The sequence below is a fragment of the Pedobacter psychrodurus genome (genome assembly GCF_032678585.1).
GTDB classification, from domain to species: Bacteria; Bacteroidota; Bacteroidia; order Sphingobacteriales; family Sphingobacteriaceae; genus Pedobacter; species Pedobacter psychrodurus_A.
On record NZ_JAVTSN010000029.1, the window covers coordinates 80,512 to 95,442 of the forward strand.

The 14,931-nt window shown below is 44.1% G+C and carries 19 protein-coding genes; all 19 read left to right on the forward strand.

Annotation, left to right across the window (positions count from 1 at the left end):
* Window positions 1-423 precede the first annotated feature (423 nt).
* Window positions 424-828, forward strand: a complete 405-nt coding sequence (locus R2S57_RS18680; protein WP_316826069.1) for a plasmid mobilization protein — start codon at window positions 424-426, stop codon at window positions 826-828.
* 319 nt (window positions 829-1,147) lie between these two features.
* Window positions 1,148-2,296 (forward strand): relaxase/mobilization nuclease domain-containing protein, encoded by a 1,149-nt coding sequence (locus R2S57_RS18685; RefSeq protein ID WP_316846462.1) that lies wholly within the window; start codon window positions 1,148-1,150, stop codon window positions 2,294-2,296.
* Between the two features lie 17 nt (window positions 2,297-2,313).
* Window positions 2,314-2,961, forward strand: a complete 648-nt coding sequence (locus R2S57_RS18690) for a ParA family protein (protein WP_316826071.1) — start codon at window positions 2,314-2,316, stop codon at window positions 2,959-2,961.
* Window positions 2,962-2,969: 8 nt separating this feature from the next.
* Window positions 2,970-3,341, forward strand: coding sequence for a hypothetical protein (locus tag R2S57_RS18695; protein WP_316846463.1), 372 nt, complete (start codon window positions 2,970-2,972; stop codon window positions 3,339-3,341).
* Window positions 3,338-3,670, forward strand: coding sequence for a hypothetical protein (locus tag R2S57_RS18700; RefSeq protein ID WP_316846464.1), 333 nt, complete (start codon window positions 3,338-3,340; stop codon window positions 3,668-3,670). The genes R2S57_RS18695 and R2S57_RS18700 overlap by 4 nt, the downstream gene beginning before the upstream one ends.
* A 2-nt stretch (window positions 3,671-3,672) precedes the next feature.
* Entirely contained in the window at window positions 3,673-3,987 is a 315-nt protein-coding gene (locus R2S57_RS18705; RefSeq protein WP_316846465.1) for a DUF4134 family protein, read from the forward strand.
* 80 nt (window positions 3,988-4,067) lie between these two features.
* Window positions 4,068-4,376, forward strand: coding sequence for a DUF4134 domain-containing protein (locus R2S57_RS18710; RefSeq protein ID WP_316846466.1), 309 nt, complete (start codon window positions 4,068-4,070; stop codon window positions 4,374-4,376).
* Window positions 4,377-4,379: 3 nt separating this feature from the next.
* A complete protein-coding gene (locus R2S57_RS18715) occupies window positions 4,380-4,691 on the forward strand; it encodes a plasmid transfer protein (RefSeq protein WP_316846467.1) in 312 nt (103 codons plus the stop codon).
* Entirely contained in the window at window positions 4,669-7,122 is a 2,454-nt protein-coding gene (locus R2S57_RS18720) for a TraG family conjugative transposon ATPase (protein ID WP_316846468.1), read from the forward strand. The genes R2S57_RS18715 and R2S57_RS18720 overlap by 23 nt, the downstream gene beginning before the upstream one ends.
* Window positions 7,123-7,153: 31 nt before the next feature.
* The gene (locus tag R2S57_RS18725) at window positions 7,154-7,816 is read left to right on the forward strand and encodes a hypothetical protein (protein ID WP_316846469.1); all 663 of its coding nucleotides are present in this window, start codon (window positions 7,154-7,156) and stop codon (window positions 7,814-7,816) included.
* Window positions 7,813-8,481 (forward strand): hypothetical protein, encoded by a 669-nt coding sequence (locus tag R2S57_RS18730; RefSeq protein ID WP_316846470.1) that lies wholly within the window; start codon window positions 7,813-7,815, stop codon window positions 8,479-8,481. Before R2S57_RS18725 ends, R2S57_RS18730 begins: the two co-directional genes overlap by 4 nt.
* Complete coding sequence (locus R2S57_RS18735) at window positions 8,478-9,167, forward strand: hypothetical protein (protein WP_316826080.1); 690 nt, start codon at window positions 8,478-8,480, stop codon at window positions 9,165-9,167. Before R2S57_RS18730 ends, R2S57_RS18735 begins: the two co-directional genes overlap by 4 nt.
* Window positions 9,164-9,967, forward strand: a complete 804-nt coding sequence (locus R2S57_RS18740; protein WP_316846471.1) for a hypothetical protein — start codon at window positions 9,164-9,166, stop codon at window positions 9,965-9,967. The genes R2S57_RS18735 and R2S57_RS18740 overlap by 4 nt, the downstream gene beginning before the upstream one ends.
* Window positions 9,968-9,988: 21 nt before the next feature.
* Window positions 9,989-11,137 (forward strand): plasmid transfer protein, encoded by a 1,149-nt coding sequence (locus R2S57_RS18745; RefSeq protein ID WP_316846472.1) that lies wholly within the window; start codon window positions 9,989-9,991, stop codon window positions 11,135-11,137.
* Window positions 11,138-11,161: 24 nt separating this feature from the next.
* Window positions 11,162-11,776 (forward strand): conjugative transposon protein TraK, encoded by a 615-nt coding sequence (gene traK, locus R2S57_RS18750; protein WP_316826083.1) that lies wholly within the window; start codon window positions 11,162-11,164, stop codon window positions 11,774-11,776.
* Entirely contained in the window at window positions 11,754-12,182 is a 429-nt protein-coding gene (locus R2S57_RS18755) for a hypothetical protein (protein WP_316846473.1), read from the forward strand. The genes traK and R2S57_RS18755 overlap by 23 nt, the downstream gene beginning before the upstream one ends.
* Window positions 12,179-13,378 carry a conjugative transposon protein TraM gene (gene traM, locus R2S57_RS18760; protein ID WP_316846474.1) on the forward strand — a complete coding sequence of 400 codons (1,200 nt, stop codon included), beginning with the start codon at window positions 12,179-12,181 and terminating at the stop codon, window positions 13,376-13,378. The genes R2S57_RS18755 and traM overlap by 4 nt, the downstream gene beginning before the upstream one ends.
* Window positions 13,379-13,383: 5 nt before the next feature.
* On the forward strand, window positions 13,384-14,208 hold the full coding sequence (locus R2S57_RS18765) for a DUF4138 domain-containing protein (protein ID WP_316826086.1): 825 nt from the start codon (window positions 13,384-13,386) through the stop codon (window positions 14,206-14,208).
* A gap of 12 nt (window positions 14,209-14,220) precedes the next feature.
* Window positions 14,221-14,931 (forward strand): YWFCY domain-containing protein (locus R2S57_RS18770; RefSeq protein WP_316846475.1); only part of this gene is annotated, 711 nt, incomplete at its 3' end.

The window sequence follows — 14,931 nt, forward strand, 5'->3', positions numbered from 1 at the left end:
TCTTTGACATACTGGAATGAAGCATTATTCTGCGGAAGCGGAAAATCCTGCGAAATTGAGATCGTATCAATATCATGAAAGCGCAGGGGCAGGCGAGGGCCCGGTCCGTATGGACCGACGCGAGTAGTTCCGATCCACCGAAGACTTTGGGTTTTGTGTTTAGTTTAGGTGATTAAGGGGCCATGTGCCCCTTTTTTTATGGACTGACAATTTTCCCTTTAGATAGAGGGTTATGATATCCATAGGTGGCTTCTGCTTTTTATAAATGCAAGATGTCTTTTTGTCCGACGAAAATCCCTGTGGGATTCTCTCTTGGCCAAAAAGTCCCTTGCCCTGTTGACTGGCCTTGCGCTGCGCTTAAGTCCACCATCAGGGTTGAGAAAACTCGCGGCTCGTTTTCTTTTTTTGGTTATCTGGAGCGTTATGAAGAAAAGTCAACTGGGAAGACCACCACTGGTCTGCGGTAAACGTGATAAAAAGATTGATGTGCGTTTTACAAGTGCTGAGTTTGAGCTGATCTTAAGGCTGGAGAATACTTTGGGCATTTCTAAAGCTGATCTGATCAGAAATAGGATTCTGACTGGTTCTGAGCGTGTAATCGTAAATGCGGAGCAGTTGATCGGTGGGCTTGATCTTTTGGGGACTGAAATGGGTAGGGCAGGTAATAATATTAATCAATTGGCGAGATATGCGAATGCGCTGAACCGGCAGGGAATTCTTTCTGTTGTTGTTGCCGAGCGTTTCAATATCCTGCTGATGGATTATCAGGAAATGCAAAAAAGGCTGGAGGTGCTCCTGCGCAGGATGGTGAGGTTGGCCGGTAAGTAGGGGGCAGATTCTTTTTGCCTGATCGTGGCCGCCACTGGTTGGTTTAACTTTTACTTTTTTGGTTTTTGTTTTGAGTTATGCTGCTGCGGAAGTAACTGGTTATACAGTTCGTTAGTTCCTTGGTTATCCGTATAGCTGGTCCCATGGTTTTGTAGGTATATGGGTGGCTGGGTTAACTGGTAGCCTGTCATTTGGTTATTCAGTTATGTGGCTAACGCTGAAACTTTATAGCTGTGTTTCTGGTGGGCTGGTTATATGGTTTGTTAAATGGCTTTGGATCTTTATAACTGCTGAACGATGTGACTAAATATCCTGATATATGATTGTAAAGATACTTTCTTCTTCTGCCAGTTTCTCTGGAGTGAATTATAATACGGACAAGGTTGAGCTAGGGAAGGGGGAATTGGTGAATGTTTCCAACTTCGGTGCGCTTGGGTTTCTTTCTTCGCTCAGGCCTTCTGATTACATCAATTATTTTAAGGCGGTTTCTTCAGTAAATAAAAGGGTTTCAAAGCCTCAGTTTCATGCGGTCATTTCTGCCAGGGGCAGATCAACACTTAAAGAAGACCTGACCAGGATTGCCCAGAACTGGCTTTCAAAAATGGGTTATGGGAAGAATCCTTATTTGCTTGTTTTTCATAATGATACACAAAATAACCACATTCACGCGGTGTCCACAAGGATCGATAAAACTGGGAAAAAGATATCCTCGGCTTTTGAGAAACTGAGATCTATCAGAATGCTTTCACAGGTTTTGGAGCAGGATGCTAAAACGGATATTAAATCTGTATCCGTTAAAATGCTGAAATACAGGTTTTCCACAGTAGCACAGTTCAGGCTTTTGTTTGAGGTTATGGGTTTTAAGACAGAGAAAGATGAGCATGTTGGGCAGTTAAAAATAAGTGGTCAGAATGGACAGGTACATAGTATAAAACTTTCTGAAGTTGACAAACAGATTTTACTGAATAAGAGCACCGTTAAAAGGGTTGTGCAGCTTCGGGAAATCATTAATAAATATAAACTCCAATATAGTCCGTTACCCCTCGACCGGAATGGATCGGCTGATAACAATCCTGATCCATTATTCCGCTATGGCTCTGAGCTGGGGGATTTTTTATCTTCCAGATTTGGCCTACAGTTCATCTTTCATTATTCAGGTGGTCATTTTCCTTACGGCTATACTATTATTGACCATGCTGACAAGAATGTATTCAAAGGCTCTGAGGTGATGAAAATAACATTGCTGGTTGGGGAAAGCAAGGATGGTCATGTTTTTAATGGCAAGATGGCGGAAGACACCAATTTGGATAGTAGAGTGTCGGGAATACCTTCGGAAGCTGTTACCGGATGCTCAAATTATGATAGTTCTGTTTTAAGCCTGCCTGACCTGGCGGAAGATATTGACGATGAAGCTATCCTTGGCAGGAACCGTCAGCGCAAGGGCATGGCCCGTACCAATACACGTTAAATTTAAATCAATTAATCATGCTGATAATTATCGGAAACCAAAAGGGGGGTGCTGGAAAAAGTACGCTCACGCTATTGCTTGCAAATTTTTTAACCCTTGTTAAAAAACGGCGGGTCACTGTTATTGATATGGACTATCAGCAGTCGCTGGCCCAGAAATATGAGAAGTCCAAAATACTGGAGAACACTGAACCTTATGAGGTCATTGCTGCGGGACTGGAACATTTTCCTTCCATGTTTACTGTGCTCTCCCAAAGTCCGGAACATATTGTGGTCATTGATCTTCCCGGAAAACTTGATGATGATGGCCTGATGCCGGTGTTTGCTTCTGCAGATCTTGTAATCTGCCCTTTTTCTTATGATGAATTCAGTTTTGATTCAACAATTCTCTTTTCTGTGGTTTTAAAGAAGATCAATAAGGATGTTCCCGTTTTTTTTGTACCAAATAGGGTAAAGGGAAATGTGAAGTATGAAACCCAGACGGAAGTTGAGCACCAGCTGATCCGCTTCGGGACTTTGACTGCAGCGATTTCTGACCGGGTGGATTTTCAGCGTACAAGTACTTTTCAGACCCCGTTGGTGCTTTATCCCATCATTCTTCCTGTCTTTGAAAAGATTTATGAAAGCCATATCAGTCTTTCTATTCCACAACCTGCCAGCCAATAAGATGTATTATGGAAAAGAAGATTATTTCAATAGCAGATGAGCTGCGCAGGTCAATATCGCTGCCCTTTGAGGGGAAGCTTGTTGGTGGTAATGGGACTGGGCGTGCTGTTGCGACAAAGGGGAAGCTTGTTATGGAAAAGAAAACCCTTTCAGCCGCTGCCGGGATTCTGGAGGCGATGAAGGGGTTTGACTGTTCGGGCAATACCCATATGCTCCATCCAAGGCTGGATGTAAGGACGGTAAAGCTGCTGAACAGTTTTAAGCTGGCTTCGGGAATTGATATGAACCGTTTTATCGCGTTTTCCATCCATTATCTATTTCAGAAGCACCCGGAACTTAAAACTTATATCAAACAAACCTTAGAAAATTTCGAACTATGACATGGACACAATTTATTATTTATCTCCTTGGCAGCTACTGCTTTTATTATGGGGTCAACCTGTTTTTTGATTATTCCAGGATTGGTGTGGCTGTTAAGGACAGCGGTACGGAGGTGGTTTCCGTTGGCATTTCTTCTTCCGATCTGCCGAAAAAAATAGCAATGGAGGATCTGGACCCTGGGTTTTCAGAAGTTGATTACTTTATCGGGGAAGGTGAGGGGGATGCATCAGATTCGCCTATCGTTTCCTCTGGCGGGATTTCCATACGGGAGCTCTTTGAGCTTGCCAGGGATGAATCCATCGAATACACCAAGGCAGTAAGCTTTTGATTATGAAAAGGTTTAGGCATTTGTTATTACTGTTGCTGGTGCAACTGTTTGCTTTGGTTGTAAGTCCTGTGGTTTTGCTGGCCCAGCCAGGTATTGCTGAAATGGGGCAGGCGCATTCATGGATCAGGGAGTATTTTTTTTCGATGCGGGACTTTTCATATGTGGTCTCCGCACTGATTGCCATTATGGGGGCTGTAGTGATCTACCATAAATGGCAACTGGGAAAAGATGTAAGTATGGATATTCCCGCCTGGTTTTTCTCAGCACTTTTTTTGCTTTTGACCTGGACCTTTCTTTTACACCTTTTTGGTCTTTAAAGTGATTCTTAACCATTAATTCTATAGCCCTTTCAGGGCTTTTTTTATTTCCATCCATTTATCCTTTATTTAAAACTGTTATGAAAAAAATCAAGAATGTACGTTTCATTATCCTTTTGTTTCTGGTAACCGAAGCTGGTTTTCTCTTTGCCCAGAGCGGCGTCAACGGATTGAATACCGCGACCTCGACCTTAAAGACCTATGTTGATCCGGCATCCAATATTGCGCTGGTTATCGGTGGTATTGTAGGTATTGTTGGTGGGATCAGGGTGTATTCCAAATGGAACAGTGGTGACCAGGATATTAACAAAGAGCTGATGGGATGGGGCGGTTCATGCCTTTTCCTGGTTCTTTCTTCGCTGATCGTTAAGGCTTTCTTCGGGCTATAAGATATGGAAGCCAAAAGATATAAAATATACAAAGGCCTGCAACGTCCACTGACCTATAAGGGTTTCAAGGGCAGGTTTATCTATTGGGGCCTTGGCATTTTATTGTTGTCCTTAGTTTCTGGTGCGTTGTTAATGGCCATTATGAGTATGTATGTCGGGGCGATAGTCATGATCGGTATGCTCCTTTCAGGGTTTTTCTGGCTTGGCTCCCGCCAGAAAAAAGGGCTGTACGATAAAAATAAGTTATGGGGAATTTACCTGCACGGGTGCAATCTTCAAAAAATATATAGATATGTCAGGCAAGAACGAATTTAAACTTCCCTATATGGGCGTTGATGTGGGGATGAGCGAAGATCTGCTCTACGGGATGAACGGTGAATTTTCAGTGGTGATCGAAATGGAAAACCCTGTTTGTCAGTATGCAGCCGATGCGGAAGCCTTTGAAAATTTCCATTCTGTTTTCATGAACCTGGTGGGCATCATAGGGGAAGGGCATATGATCCAGAAGATCGATGTAGTCTCAAAAGCTGTTTTCCATTCAGCCCCCGCTCAAGAATATCTTCAGCAAAGCTATAATAAACACTTTTCCGGACGGATCTTCAATAAGCAGCAGACGTATCTGGTCATCACCAAAGAGTCTGTAATTTCACGTTTTTACAAGTATGATAAAACGGCCCTGCGGGATTTCAGGCAGATGATATCCAAGGTGATGGATATTATGGTGGCTGGCGGCATGATGCCCAATCTCTTGCGGGAAAGGGAAATCAATAAACTTGTCCTGCGGACGATGGCCATGAATTTTTCTCAGGGGCCGGTTTCCCTGGAAAATTATAAATCCGGGGAGACTGGCATCGGTCTTGGGGACAAGACGGTCCGGTGCATCCCGCTCATAGATATTGATCAGATTGAGCTTCCGCAGGATCTTCCGGCTTTTGGTAATCTGGCGGAAGGCGGAAGGATAAGGGATTTTCCGGTGGATATGTTATCTTTTCTTTTCAGGGTTCCAGATTTTGACTGCCTGCTTTATAACCAGGTGATTGAAATCCCTTCGCAGTCCAAGGTGCTTTCAGCGCTGGAGCTAAAAAAGAAAAGGCATTCCGGGATTCCGGACCCTGTCAACACTATTTGCGTGGAAGATATCTCGATGCTGCTTGATGATGTGGCCAGGGACAATCAGGTGCTCATCAATGCACATTTCAATATTGTGGTCTGTGCTAAAAATGAACATATCTCCAAGAGCTGCAATTTTATAGAGAGTGCGCTTTTTCAGATGGGAATAGTGCCTTCAAAGAATGCCTATAACCAGATGGAGCTGTTTCGTTCCTGCTTGCCCGGAAATGCCGTTGAACTTAAAAAGTACGATTTTTTTCTCACTACTGCTGAAGCGGCGCTATGTCTGTTTTTTAAAGAAGCGCCTCGAAAAGACGAAGAGTCCTGTTTTTTGGTCCGTTTTACAGACAGGAAAGGCGTGCCGGTGTCAATTGATCCTGAGGATCTGCCAATGGCAACAGGAAGGATCAATAACCGTAATAAATTTGTGCTCGGGCCTTCAGGTACTGGTAAATCTTTTTTGATGAATTCGCTTCTGGAGCAGTACCAGCTGTATAACATGGACGTGGTGATCATTGATACCGGTCATTCCTATTCCGGGCTCTGCAGTTACTTTGGCGGTAAATACATCACTTATTCGGAAGCAGAGCCGATCACGATGAATCCCTTTGCGATGAGTGAGCAGGAATACAATATCGAAAAAAAGGATTTCCTATCTACCCTGATTATCCTTTGCGTAAAAGGGCAGGACGGTACGGCCACGCAACTGGAAAAGGATATCTGGTCGAATGTAATCGGCGCCTATTATGCCAACTGGTTCAATCCATTGCCGGATGTGCCGAAAATCGGATCGCTATGTTTTGATTCCTTTTATGAGTTTTCTCTCTACAAGATCCCGCTGATCATGAAAGAGGAATCAGTTCCTTTTGACTTTGAGCAGGCGAGATTTATATTGAAGAAGTTTTATCGGGGCGGAGAATTCGGTACGATCCTCAACAAACCCGGTGACACTTCATTGTTGAACGAGCGCTTTATCGTCTTTGAAATTGACAATGTGAAGGAGCATAAAATACTCTTCCCACTTGTGACACTCATTATTATGGATGTGTATGTCCAAAAGCTGAGGCACAGAAATGGTTTTAGGAAGTTGTTGGAAATAGAAGAGGCGTGGAAATCGATTTCGTCTCCGCTCATGGCAGGCTATATGGTCTTTGTTTATAAAACGGCCCGTAAATTCTGGGGGGAGATTATCACAGTCACCCAGGACCTGGAAGATATCATCGGGAATGAAATTGTGAAAAACACAATCGTCAGTTCTTCCGATACCGTCATATTGCTCGACCAGACCAAATTCAAAGACAGTTATAAAGAGATTGCAGCTTTGCTCTCGATCAGTGAAACTGAGCAAAGGAAAATTTTTAGCATCAATCAACTGGATAACCGGTCTGGCAGGGGGAGATTTAAAGAAGTGTATATCAGGAGGGGTGCGGTGGGTGAAGTATACGGGGTAGAGGTGTCGCTTGAACAGTATCTCTGTTACACTACAGAAAAGCCTGAAAAACTGGCGGTAGAAAGTTATGTTTTACGGTTTGGATCTTATCCCGCGGCGCTCGATGCCTTTGTTTCCGACCTGAAGGCCAGTGGGCTATCCATCGGTGAATTTGTCATTTCCGTTAACAATGCTTCGGGTCAATAATCAGTTAAATTTTATTATTAATCAATAGGATATGAAAACAATACTTATGTTTTTAATTGCTCTGCCATGGCTTTATACTTCGGCCCAGACGCTTTATGTCGATCCGCTCACTTCGGGTGCGATTGCGGGGCACGCTTCGGTGATCAATGGACAGTTAAACCGGACAAATGATAATCTGAGCCTGATCTCAAAAGGCCAGCTTGCAGTGACCGGTCAGCTATTGATCGTAAACGATCTGCAGGACCGGATCTATCAGGGGCTTACCCAGGTTGCCGCGGTGATGAACAACCTGGTGGCGGTAAAAGAGATCGGTGAGATTGGACTTGATATTGTGGGTGACGTAGAGAAAACGGTATCCCTGGCAAAATCTGATCCCATATTGCTGCTATTCGCAGAACAGGGTGCGCGCGAATTTAAGGTCAGGGCACTTTCACTTGGAACGGAGGTTGGCGCTTTTGTGCTGAAAGGCGGCAAGGGAAATCTCATGGATGCAGGCGAGCGTTCAAAATTGCTTAACAGTATTGCTACCCAAATGCGGATTCTCCGTGGCACTGCTTATGGGATGCACAGGGCGATGTACTGGGCAAAAATGAAAGGACTGTTTGCATCGCTCAATCCCTGGGGAGGATGGGTAAACATGGATGTCAGGATTGCCAATCAGGTTATTTCGGAAGCTAAATACTTGAAAAAATGAAAAGTTTTATCTTGATCATACATTTGGTTTTAGGCTGCTTTTTTGGGAGCCAGGGCCAGCAGAAAGCGCTCAACATTCCCGGGATCCACCAGTTGGTCAGCGATTCAAAATCTGAATATGAAAAGCAGCAGGTGGCAAGGGACAGGCAGAGCGTAAGCCTGATCAATGAGCAGGCGAACCGGACGATGCTTGCAAAGCTTAAAAACAGTTACCGGGAAATACAGGGAAGGTTCAATCTGATCGGTACGGCAATGGTTGCCATGGACATCGGATTAAAGGCTGTGCCATTGATTCAGGGCATAACCGATGATCAGGTAAAGTTCTATGAACTGGCCAGAGAGAATCCCGCCTTGCTTTTGCTGGTTTACCAAACTGAGGCCGAGTTTCTTTCCCGGTCCAAAGATCTGCTGTCTTTCCTTGTAGGGTTAACAGTAAGCATTGGGGCGGTCAACCAGATGAAAGTTTCGGATAGAAAGATCCTGTTTGATTTTGTTCTAGCCGAACTCTCAAAGCTGCGTGCCATATCAAGTGGACTGGTGAATATCATTTCTTACGGGAATATGCGGGCACTTTTCATGCAGTTGAACCCATTTTCAGATTACATCAATACCGACCGTTCGCTTATTGAGGATATTATCCAAAACGCCAAATACTTAAAAAAATGAAAAAGGAATTATTTCTGCCGGTTTCGGTGTTGCTGAGTGTTTTGCTTCTTGGGTTCTGTTTTTTCAAGGGATATGCCCAGCGGGTGGTCTTTGATTCCAGGCACTTTGGCATTGTCAATGAGAATTTTGCAGTGAGGGGTGCCGCGGAAATGACGCACAACGAATTTCTGGACAGGATTAACGCAAGCCTGGAGCAGATTAACTTAAACTGCGCGACAGTTGTGGCCGCGCAGAGCATTATCTATGAGGGACTGTCCAATGTCAATTCCGCATTAAGGGGAGGGCTGATGGTCAAAAATATGGCTTTGATCTGCGGGGATATCCTGAATTATTCTACCCAGATGGCAGAACTTGCCAAATCGGAGCCTTATCTGTTGCTTTTCGCAGAAGACATGTACCGTGAGATGAATTCACGGGCGTTGAGCCTGTTTAGTGAAGTTTCCGGATTTGTGCTCAAGAGCGGCAACGATATTTTAATGGATCACGCAGCAAGGGATGCGCTTTTGCGCAAGATCAATACCGAACTGCACATTCTTTCAGGGCTGACTTATGGCGCGTGGAAAGCAATGTATTATGCCAAAATAAAGGGCATGTTTTCTTCGCTCAATCCTTTTGCTTCCTTTATCAATCAGGACCGCTCCATGGTGGAAGATATTATCAGGAATACTAAATACTTAAAAAGATGAAAAAAAATAGAACAACCACAGTAGTGATGATTATGCCTGTTTTTATGCTGTTGATGCTTCCGGCATTGTTTTGTGGTGCCCAGAAATCGATCAGGGATGAAAGCATGGTCTATCAGCAGGAGCGTATGGTTTTCAAACAATGGGACCGTTCAAAGTTTACCCCGACTTCGGGATGGCTTGGTATCAACCCCTATTATTGGCTCACCTGGGGGCTGCACCCGAATTATCCAAAGACGGATCTGCGCCCTCTGGCGGGAGCAGGGCCACAGTTACAGCGGCTATCGCTGGCAGGACTTCAAAAAGATGCTGACCGCTCGTATGAACTTCATTCAGATTCTTTGGGAAATGTGGCGAAAGAAGAAATCCTGGGCCATTCCGGGCTATTGTCCGCTGCTGATCCCTTATGGTTGCTTTATTATTCCCGTCAGCTAAGGCCTGTGACCGATTTTGATCCGTTGCTCGCCCTTGAGGGTTTAAACGCCGGTACGAAAGCCAGTCTGATCAGTGAAGGGATTTACGATTGGTATAACGGTGAAATGAGGGTGCTGGCTGAAAGGCTTGATTTGACAAGAAAAAGTAATCAGGACCGCGGTGCAAGGATACTTTCCTATCATGGGATGCTGATGGATTACCGCAAGCTGATGGGCATCTGGTCTACAAGGGTTTCAACCGCTGGCAGGTTTATTTCACAGGGGCTGCTCCAAAAGAAACTTAAAGCCCAGGAAACCCGGATCGAAAAATGGGATGAGAACAGTGATGTGGAAATAGCCCGGGAAGTACTGCGCAGCCGTAAATATTAATATCATCCTAAACTGTTTATTATGAAAAAATATATAGGGTTAATTTTTATCCTGATGGTATTAACCATTGGAGCATCAGCCCAGACTTCCGATTACAGGAAGTCATTTGAGTTTCTGCAGGGAAACGGTGTTTATGAGGAGGGAGTGATGGTGTTTTTAAAAGGACTGAAAAATTCCCTCTGGGAACATTTCGATCTCTTTATCACCGATGCCAAGGCATTGGCCGCTATATTCATGATCATATTTTTTGCCATAAAGTCTTATGAGATGATCTCAGGGGACAAAAAACTGGAGATCATGCCACTGCTCCGGCCGTTCGGACTCGTGATGATCATACTATGGTGGGGTGCTTTTACCAAGGTGATTGCTTTTCCGACCGATATGGTGGCGATGAAAACTGAAGAGATGTACATGAGCGAGCAGGCCAACGTCAATAACCTGCGGCTGATCCGTGCTGATTATATGATCAAGGTTGCCAACGCCCTTTACAGCTTTCAGGCGGAGACGGAGCTTGCTGAAAAAGAATCAGATACCTGGATCGGACAGGCATGGGACTCGGTCACCAGTTCTGTGAAAGAGGGAATGTCAACCGTGATTAGTCCGGTCATTGAACTAAAAAACCGCCTGAAGATAGGCATGCAGCTATTGGTAACGCAGCTGCTGGAACTGCTGGGAATCTGGATCCTTCGCCTGGCTGTTTATGTGCTTTTTATTATCCAGATCATTTATTCTGCAATACTGATTATCCTCGGGCCTTTTGCCGTTGCGGCGAGTATCCTGCCTTCTTTCAGGGACTCTTTAACTACATGGATCGCAAGGTTTGTTTCGGTAAATCTTTATTTAGGGATCGGATATCTGGTGATGTACATTATCGCCCTGCTTCAGAAAACGGCTATGACTATGGAGATCAGCAGGTATAAGGAGCTGATAGGGGAGAACGGGGAAGCGGTGAATATGGAAAAAATGGCCTGGTTTGCCGGAAATGGGATCCTGTCTTTTGGAACGGTGATCCTGAGTTTTTTGATCGGCGCCATCTGCATGTTCACTGTGCCAAGCATTTCGACCTGGATTATCTCTACTTCCGGGATCAGTTCCGCTGCATCGAATTTTGGCCGTGGATCCCAGACTGTTATAGGAATGGCCAAAAAAGTATCCGGAAAATTCTTTTGATTATTTAACTTTTAACTATCTGTTATGATCATTAAAAATATCGAATCCAAGATCCGCCTGGCCACTTTTGTATCTATGGGGAGCTTGTTGCTTGCCTTATCTGTAAGTATTGTGGTATCGGTTTACGCCTATAAACAGGTCATATCCGCCCGAAAAAGCATTTATATACTGGATAATAATGTGCCGATCCTCGCCAAACAGACCGACGTGCAGATAAACCGTCCAGCTGAATATAAAGCCCACATTGACCTGTTCCATTCCATTTTCTTTTCGCTCACACCTGATGACCGTTTTATTGAATACCAGATGAAACGGGCCATGTACCTGATCGATGAATCGGGTGCCCGCCAGTACAATGACCTTAAGGAAAAGGGGTATTTCAGTTCGGTTCTTTCCAGCAGTTCTGTGCTGACCCTGCAGACCGATTCTATTTTTCTTGATCTGCCACATCTATACTTCAGGTATTATGGAAAACAGAAAATAGACCGGCGCAGCACGACAGTTTCCCGCTCGCTGGTTACCGAAGGTTACCTGAAAGATATACCAAGGAGTGAAAATAATCCCCACGGGGTGTTGATCACCGGTTGGAAAACCATTGAAAATAAAGACATCGAAAATGTTCAGAAAAATTCGCTCTAACAGGGCACCGGAAAAAACGGTATGGGCAGACCTGCGGGATGAGCTTGCACCTTATATCAAAAAAATATACGAGTGCTCAGTATCTATTCTGTCGAGGCATCCAAAAAGGATATTCGTATGTATGCTTATTGTGCTGATCTACTCGGTGATAAGGTCGTTCAGTTCTGATTTTAAAACAGGCGTTTCGAGTACACCTCTTTTGGGTACAAAGAATGAAGGTGTTCAAAATCCCACAGCAATTACCAAGGGCTTGAATTCTATTTCAAGAACTGCGGAAAATCTACGCCGGACAATGACCATTAGGGACAAAGTAGATTCAGTTTTAAACAAAAAGAAGCTTTCGCAGTCTGATTCTGTCTTTCTGGAAGATGCACTGCTTGAACTTAAACTAATCCAACAACCATGAAAATAAACTTGAAACAGCCCAGATATGTAGTGCCTTTGCTCGCGTTACCGTTTTTATGCCTGTTCTTTTATGTCTACCAGAGCTCGGCCGGTCAAAAAAAACAGATCGTGGCCCAGGATGGGATGAACAGTAATGTTGCTGATATCTCAGACCAGGTCAGAAAACGTGGCCTTACTGACAAACTTGATGCATACCGGGACCGCTACAAAGATTCGCAAGGAACTACTGCGATAAATAATATTGAAGGCGATGAGGCTGCAGCAGTTATGGTTAAAACTGGAAACCAGAAAAATAAACTGGATTCCATAGACCGTATACTTAAAAGTAGAGGAACCGGGGTGATCGGTACTGCGGCAGGTCCTTCATCGGATTTCGGGCTTGGTAGCAGGCGGAAGCCCCAACTTTCTACGGAAGACAGGGTAATGGCAGAAGCGCTTTCTGCACTGGCTGGGGGTGGAAAACCAATCCGGCAGCCTGTCATGGACAAAATGGTCAAAGAACATGAAGCGGACCCAATGGAGGTATTTAAAAAGCAGATGTCCTATATGGACAGTATGGGTAAGGCAAATGATCCGCAGTACCAGGCGGAACTTAAAAGAAAGGAAAAATTAAAACCTGCTTTTGCTGCCACAGTTGCAGATGTCCAATCGGTAACCAAAGCTGCTATTACCGGCGGTATTTTTAATACGGTAATGGCAGAAAATGAGAAAAGGCCTATTCTTGCTGTGATCGATGAAAATGTGACGGGTTATTCCGGTTCGAGGATCAGGATCCGGATTCTGGAAGATCTTTTTGTTGGTTCCCTGCCATTGGTGAAAGGGACTTATCTCTTTGCTGAAATTTCTGGTTTTTCCCAGCAACGGGTCAAGCTAAGTGTTACCTCCATTGCCAGAGGGGACAGAATTATCCCTGTCAGGCTCGAAATTTATGACCTTGACGGTCTTGAGGGGTTATATGTTCCTTCATCAAACTTTAGGGAGTTTTCGCGGGACCTTGGAACTGAGTCAGTCCAGGGCTTTTCTACCCAGGGCGGCGCTAAAGATCAGCAGGAGTTCCTGATGAGCGCGGTGGATAAGATATTTACGTCAACCTCCTCCGCAATTTCAGGGCTGATCAAAAAAAATAAGGCCAAGGTAAAATACAATAGCCGCGTTTATCTTATCGATCCCCAATCTTTCCAGAAACAATTAAAATAAATTTTATGAAAAAAATACTTCTGTTGGCCTTCAGCTTTTTGGCCACCTGGCATGCTTTTGCCCAGACTTTTCCTTTGAACAAACCACTTACTGTGATATATCTTAAAAAAGATATGACAGTGCATATCCTTTCACCTGAAAATATCCGGTATGTCGATATTTCAACACCGAAGGTTCACGGTGATATTCCGGTGGGGAACTTGCTCAGACTAAAACTGATCGACTCCTGTGCTTCTGCTTTTTCATCTGTGCTTACCGTTGTTGGAGAAAAGAATATCTCCCAGTTCAGCCTGATTTATGATGAAGGCAGATCGGATAGTCTGTTTAGGGCCAATATGGATATTGGGATTTTTGATATGCGGCCCATATCGTTGCCCGATGTTGGGCTATCTGAATCTGAAGCCAGGGGTTACGCACTTTCAATGTTCAGAAAATCTTCTTCAGGTGGATCTGTCAGGGCAAATGCATATGGACTAAAGGCTGTACTGAATAAAATTGCAAGCGTTGGGGATTATGTATTCCTGGATATCAGTTATCTAAACAAAAGTAACCTAAAGGTTGATATTGATGAAGTCAGGTTTAAGATTGATGATAAAAAACTTTTGCGGGCTTCAAACAGCCAGTCAATTGACCTCGTGCCGGAATATGTTTTTTCGAAGGTTTCATCTTTCAATAAGTACTACCGCAATGTGTTCGTTTTTAGAAAATTCACCTTTCCGGGAAACAAGATCCTTAATGTCACGCTTTCCGAAAAGCAGGTCTCTGGCAGGGTAGTATCTTTCGGGATAAGATATGGGGACCTGCTGGATTCTGATGCCCTTGACCAGTAATTTGTTGCTTTTATGGAAGAGTCTAAAGAGATCCAAAAGCTCCACGGCTTTCTCCAGTGCCTGATCTATTTCTGCATTTTTTTGGAAGTTACCCTCTTTGTTTACATTGATGCACCGTTCTGGGGACTATTTTCAAAAGGCCTTTACAGGATAAAACTGCTTCCCATTTATGATGAACTGATTTATAGCAAGCTGTCTATATTGATATTGATCTGTCTGGTCAGTATTGGTACGTTGTCTAAAAAGCAACCGGATTTTGATGTGAAAAGCAAGGTTGTTTATCCACTCTGTGCCGGGTTGCTGTTATATTTTGGAAGTATCTATTTCTTTGAAAAGCCTTCTACCCTGGTATTTGCCTATACTTCCTGGTATGATCTCGGGTATATTATCTGTTCGCTCTTTGGTGCGGTAATGATCAGCGTTTCTATGGACAATGTGTCCAAGATCATACGTTCCGGTCTTGGTAAAGATAAGTGGAACGTGGAGGCTGAAAGTTTCATGCAGCCTACCCTTAAGGTAGAAACTCCTTTCTCTGTAAACATACCGATGCTTTTTTATTATGGGAAAAAAGTACGGAAGGGCTGGATCAATCTGGTCAATCCCTTTCGGGCAACAATGGTGATCGGTACGCCAGGATCCGGAAAGTCCTTTTCTATCATTAACCCATTTATCCGGCAGATGATCGCCAAGTCTTTTGCGGTATGCCTGTACGATTTCAAATAT

What these genes read in the sequence shown, in the direction of transcription:
- R2S57_RS18680 (WP_316826069.1), top strand. Translation starts at nt 424, where the DNA reads ATGAAGAAAAGTCAACTGGGAAGACCACCACTGGTCTGCGGTAAACGT.
- R2S57_RS18685 (WP_316846462.1), top strand. Translation starts at nt 1,148, where the DNA reads ATGATTGTAAAGATACTTTCTTCTTCTGCCAGTTTCTCTGGAGTGAAT.
- R2S57_RS18690 (WP_316826071.1), top strand. Translation starts at nt 2,314, where the DNA reads ATGCTGATAATTATCGGAAACCAAAAGGGGGGTGCTGGAAAAAGTACG.
- R2S57_RS18695 (WP_316846463.1), top strand. Translation starts at nt 2,970, where the DNA reads ATGGAAAAGAAGATTATTTCAATAGCAGATGAGCTGCGCAGGTCAATA.
- R2S57_RS18700 (WP_316846464.1), top strand. Translation starts at nt 3,338, where the DNA reads ATGACATGGACACAATTTATTATTTATCTCCTTGGCAGCTACTGCTTT.
- R2S57_RS18705 (WP_316846465.1), top strand. Translation starts at nt 3,673, where the DNA reads ATGAAAAGGTTTAGGCATTTGTTATTACTGTTGCTGGTGCAACTGTTT.
- R2S57_RS18710 (WP_316846466.1), top strand. Translation starts at nt 4,068, where the DNA reads ATGAAAAAAATCAAGAATGTACGTTTCATTATCCTTTTGTTTCTGGTA.
- R2S57_RS18715 (WP_316846467.1), top strand. Translation starts at nt 4,380, where the DNA reads ATGGAAGCCAAAAGATATAAAATATACAAAGGCCTGCAACGTCCACTG.
- R2S57_RS18720 (WP_316846468.1), top strand. Translation starts at nt 4,669, where the DNA reads ATGTCAGGCAAGAACGAATTTAAACTTCCCTATATGGGCGTTGATGTG.
- R2S57_RS18725 (WP_316846469.1), top strand. Translation starts at nt 7,154, where the DNA reads ATGAAAACAATACTTATGTTTTTAATTGCTCTGCCATGGCTTTATACT.
- R2S57_RS18730 (WP_316846470.1), top strand. Translation starts at nt 7,813, where the DNA reads ATGAAAAGTTTTATCTTGATCATACATTTGGTTTTAGGCTGCTTTTTT.
- R2S57_RS18735 (WP_316826080.1), top strand. Translation starts at nt 8,478, where the DNA reads ATGAAAAAGGAATTATTTCTGCCGGTTTCGGTGTTGCTGAGTGTTTTG.
- R2S57_RS18740 (WP_316846471.1), top strand. Translation starts at nt 9,164, where the DNA reads ATGAAAAAAAATAGAACAACCACAGTAGTGATGATTATGCCTGTTTTT.
- R2S57_RS18745 (WP_316846472.1), top strand. Translation starts at nt 9,989, where the DNA reads ATGAAAAAATATATAGGGTTAATTTTTATCCTGATGGTATTAACCATT.
- traK (WP_316826083.1), top strand. Translation starts at nt 11,162, where the DNA reads ATGATCATTAAAAATATCGAATCCAAGATCCGCCTGGCCACTTTTGTA.
- R2S57_RS18755 (WP_316846473.1), top strand. Translation starts at nt 11,754, where the DNA reads ATGTTCAGAAAAATTCGCTCTAACAGGGCACCGGAAAAAACGGTATGG.
- traM (WP_316846474.1), top strand. Translation starts at nt 12,179, where the DNA reads ATGAAAATAAACTTGAAACAGCCCAGATATGTAGTGCCTTTGCTCGCG.
- R2S57_RS18765 (WP_316826086.1), top strand. Translation starts at nt 13,384, where the DNA reads ATGAAAAAAATACTTCTGTTGGCCTTCAGCTTTTTGGCCACCTGGCAT.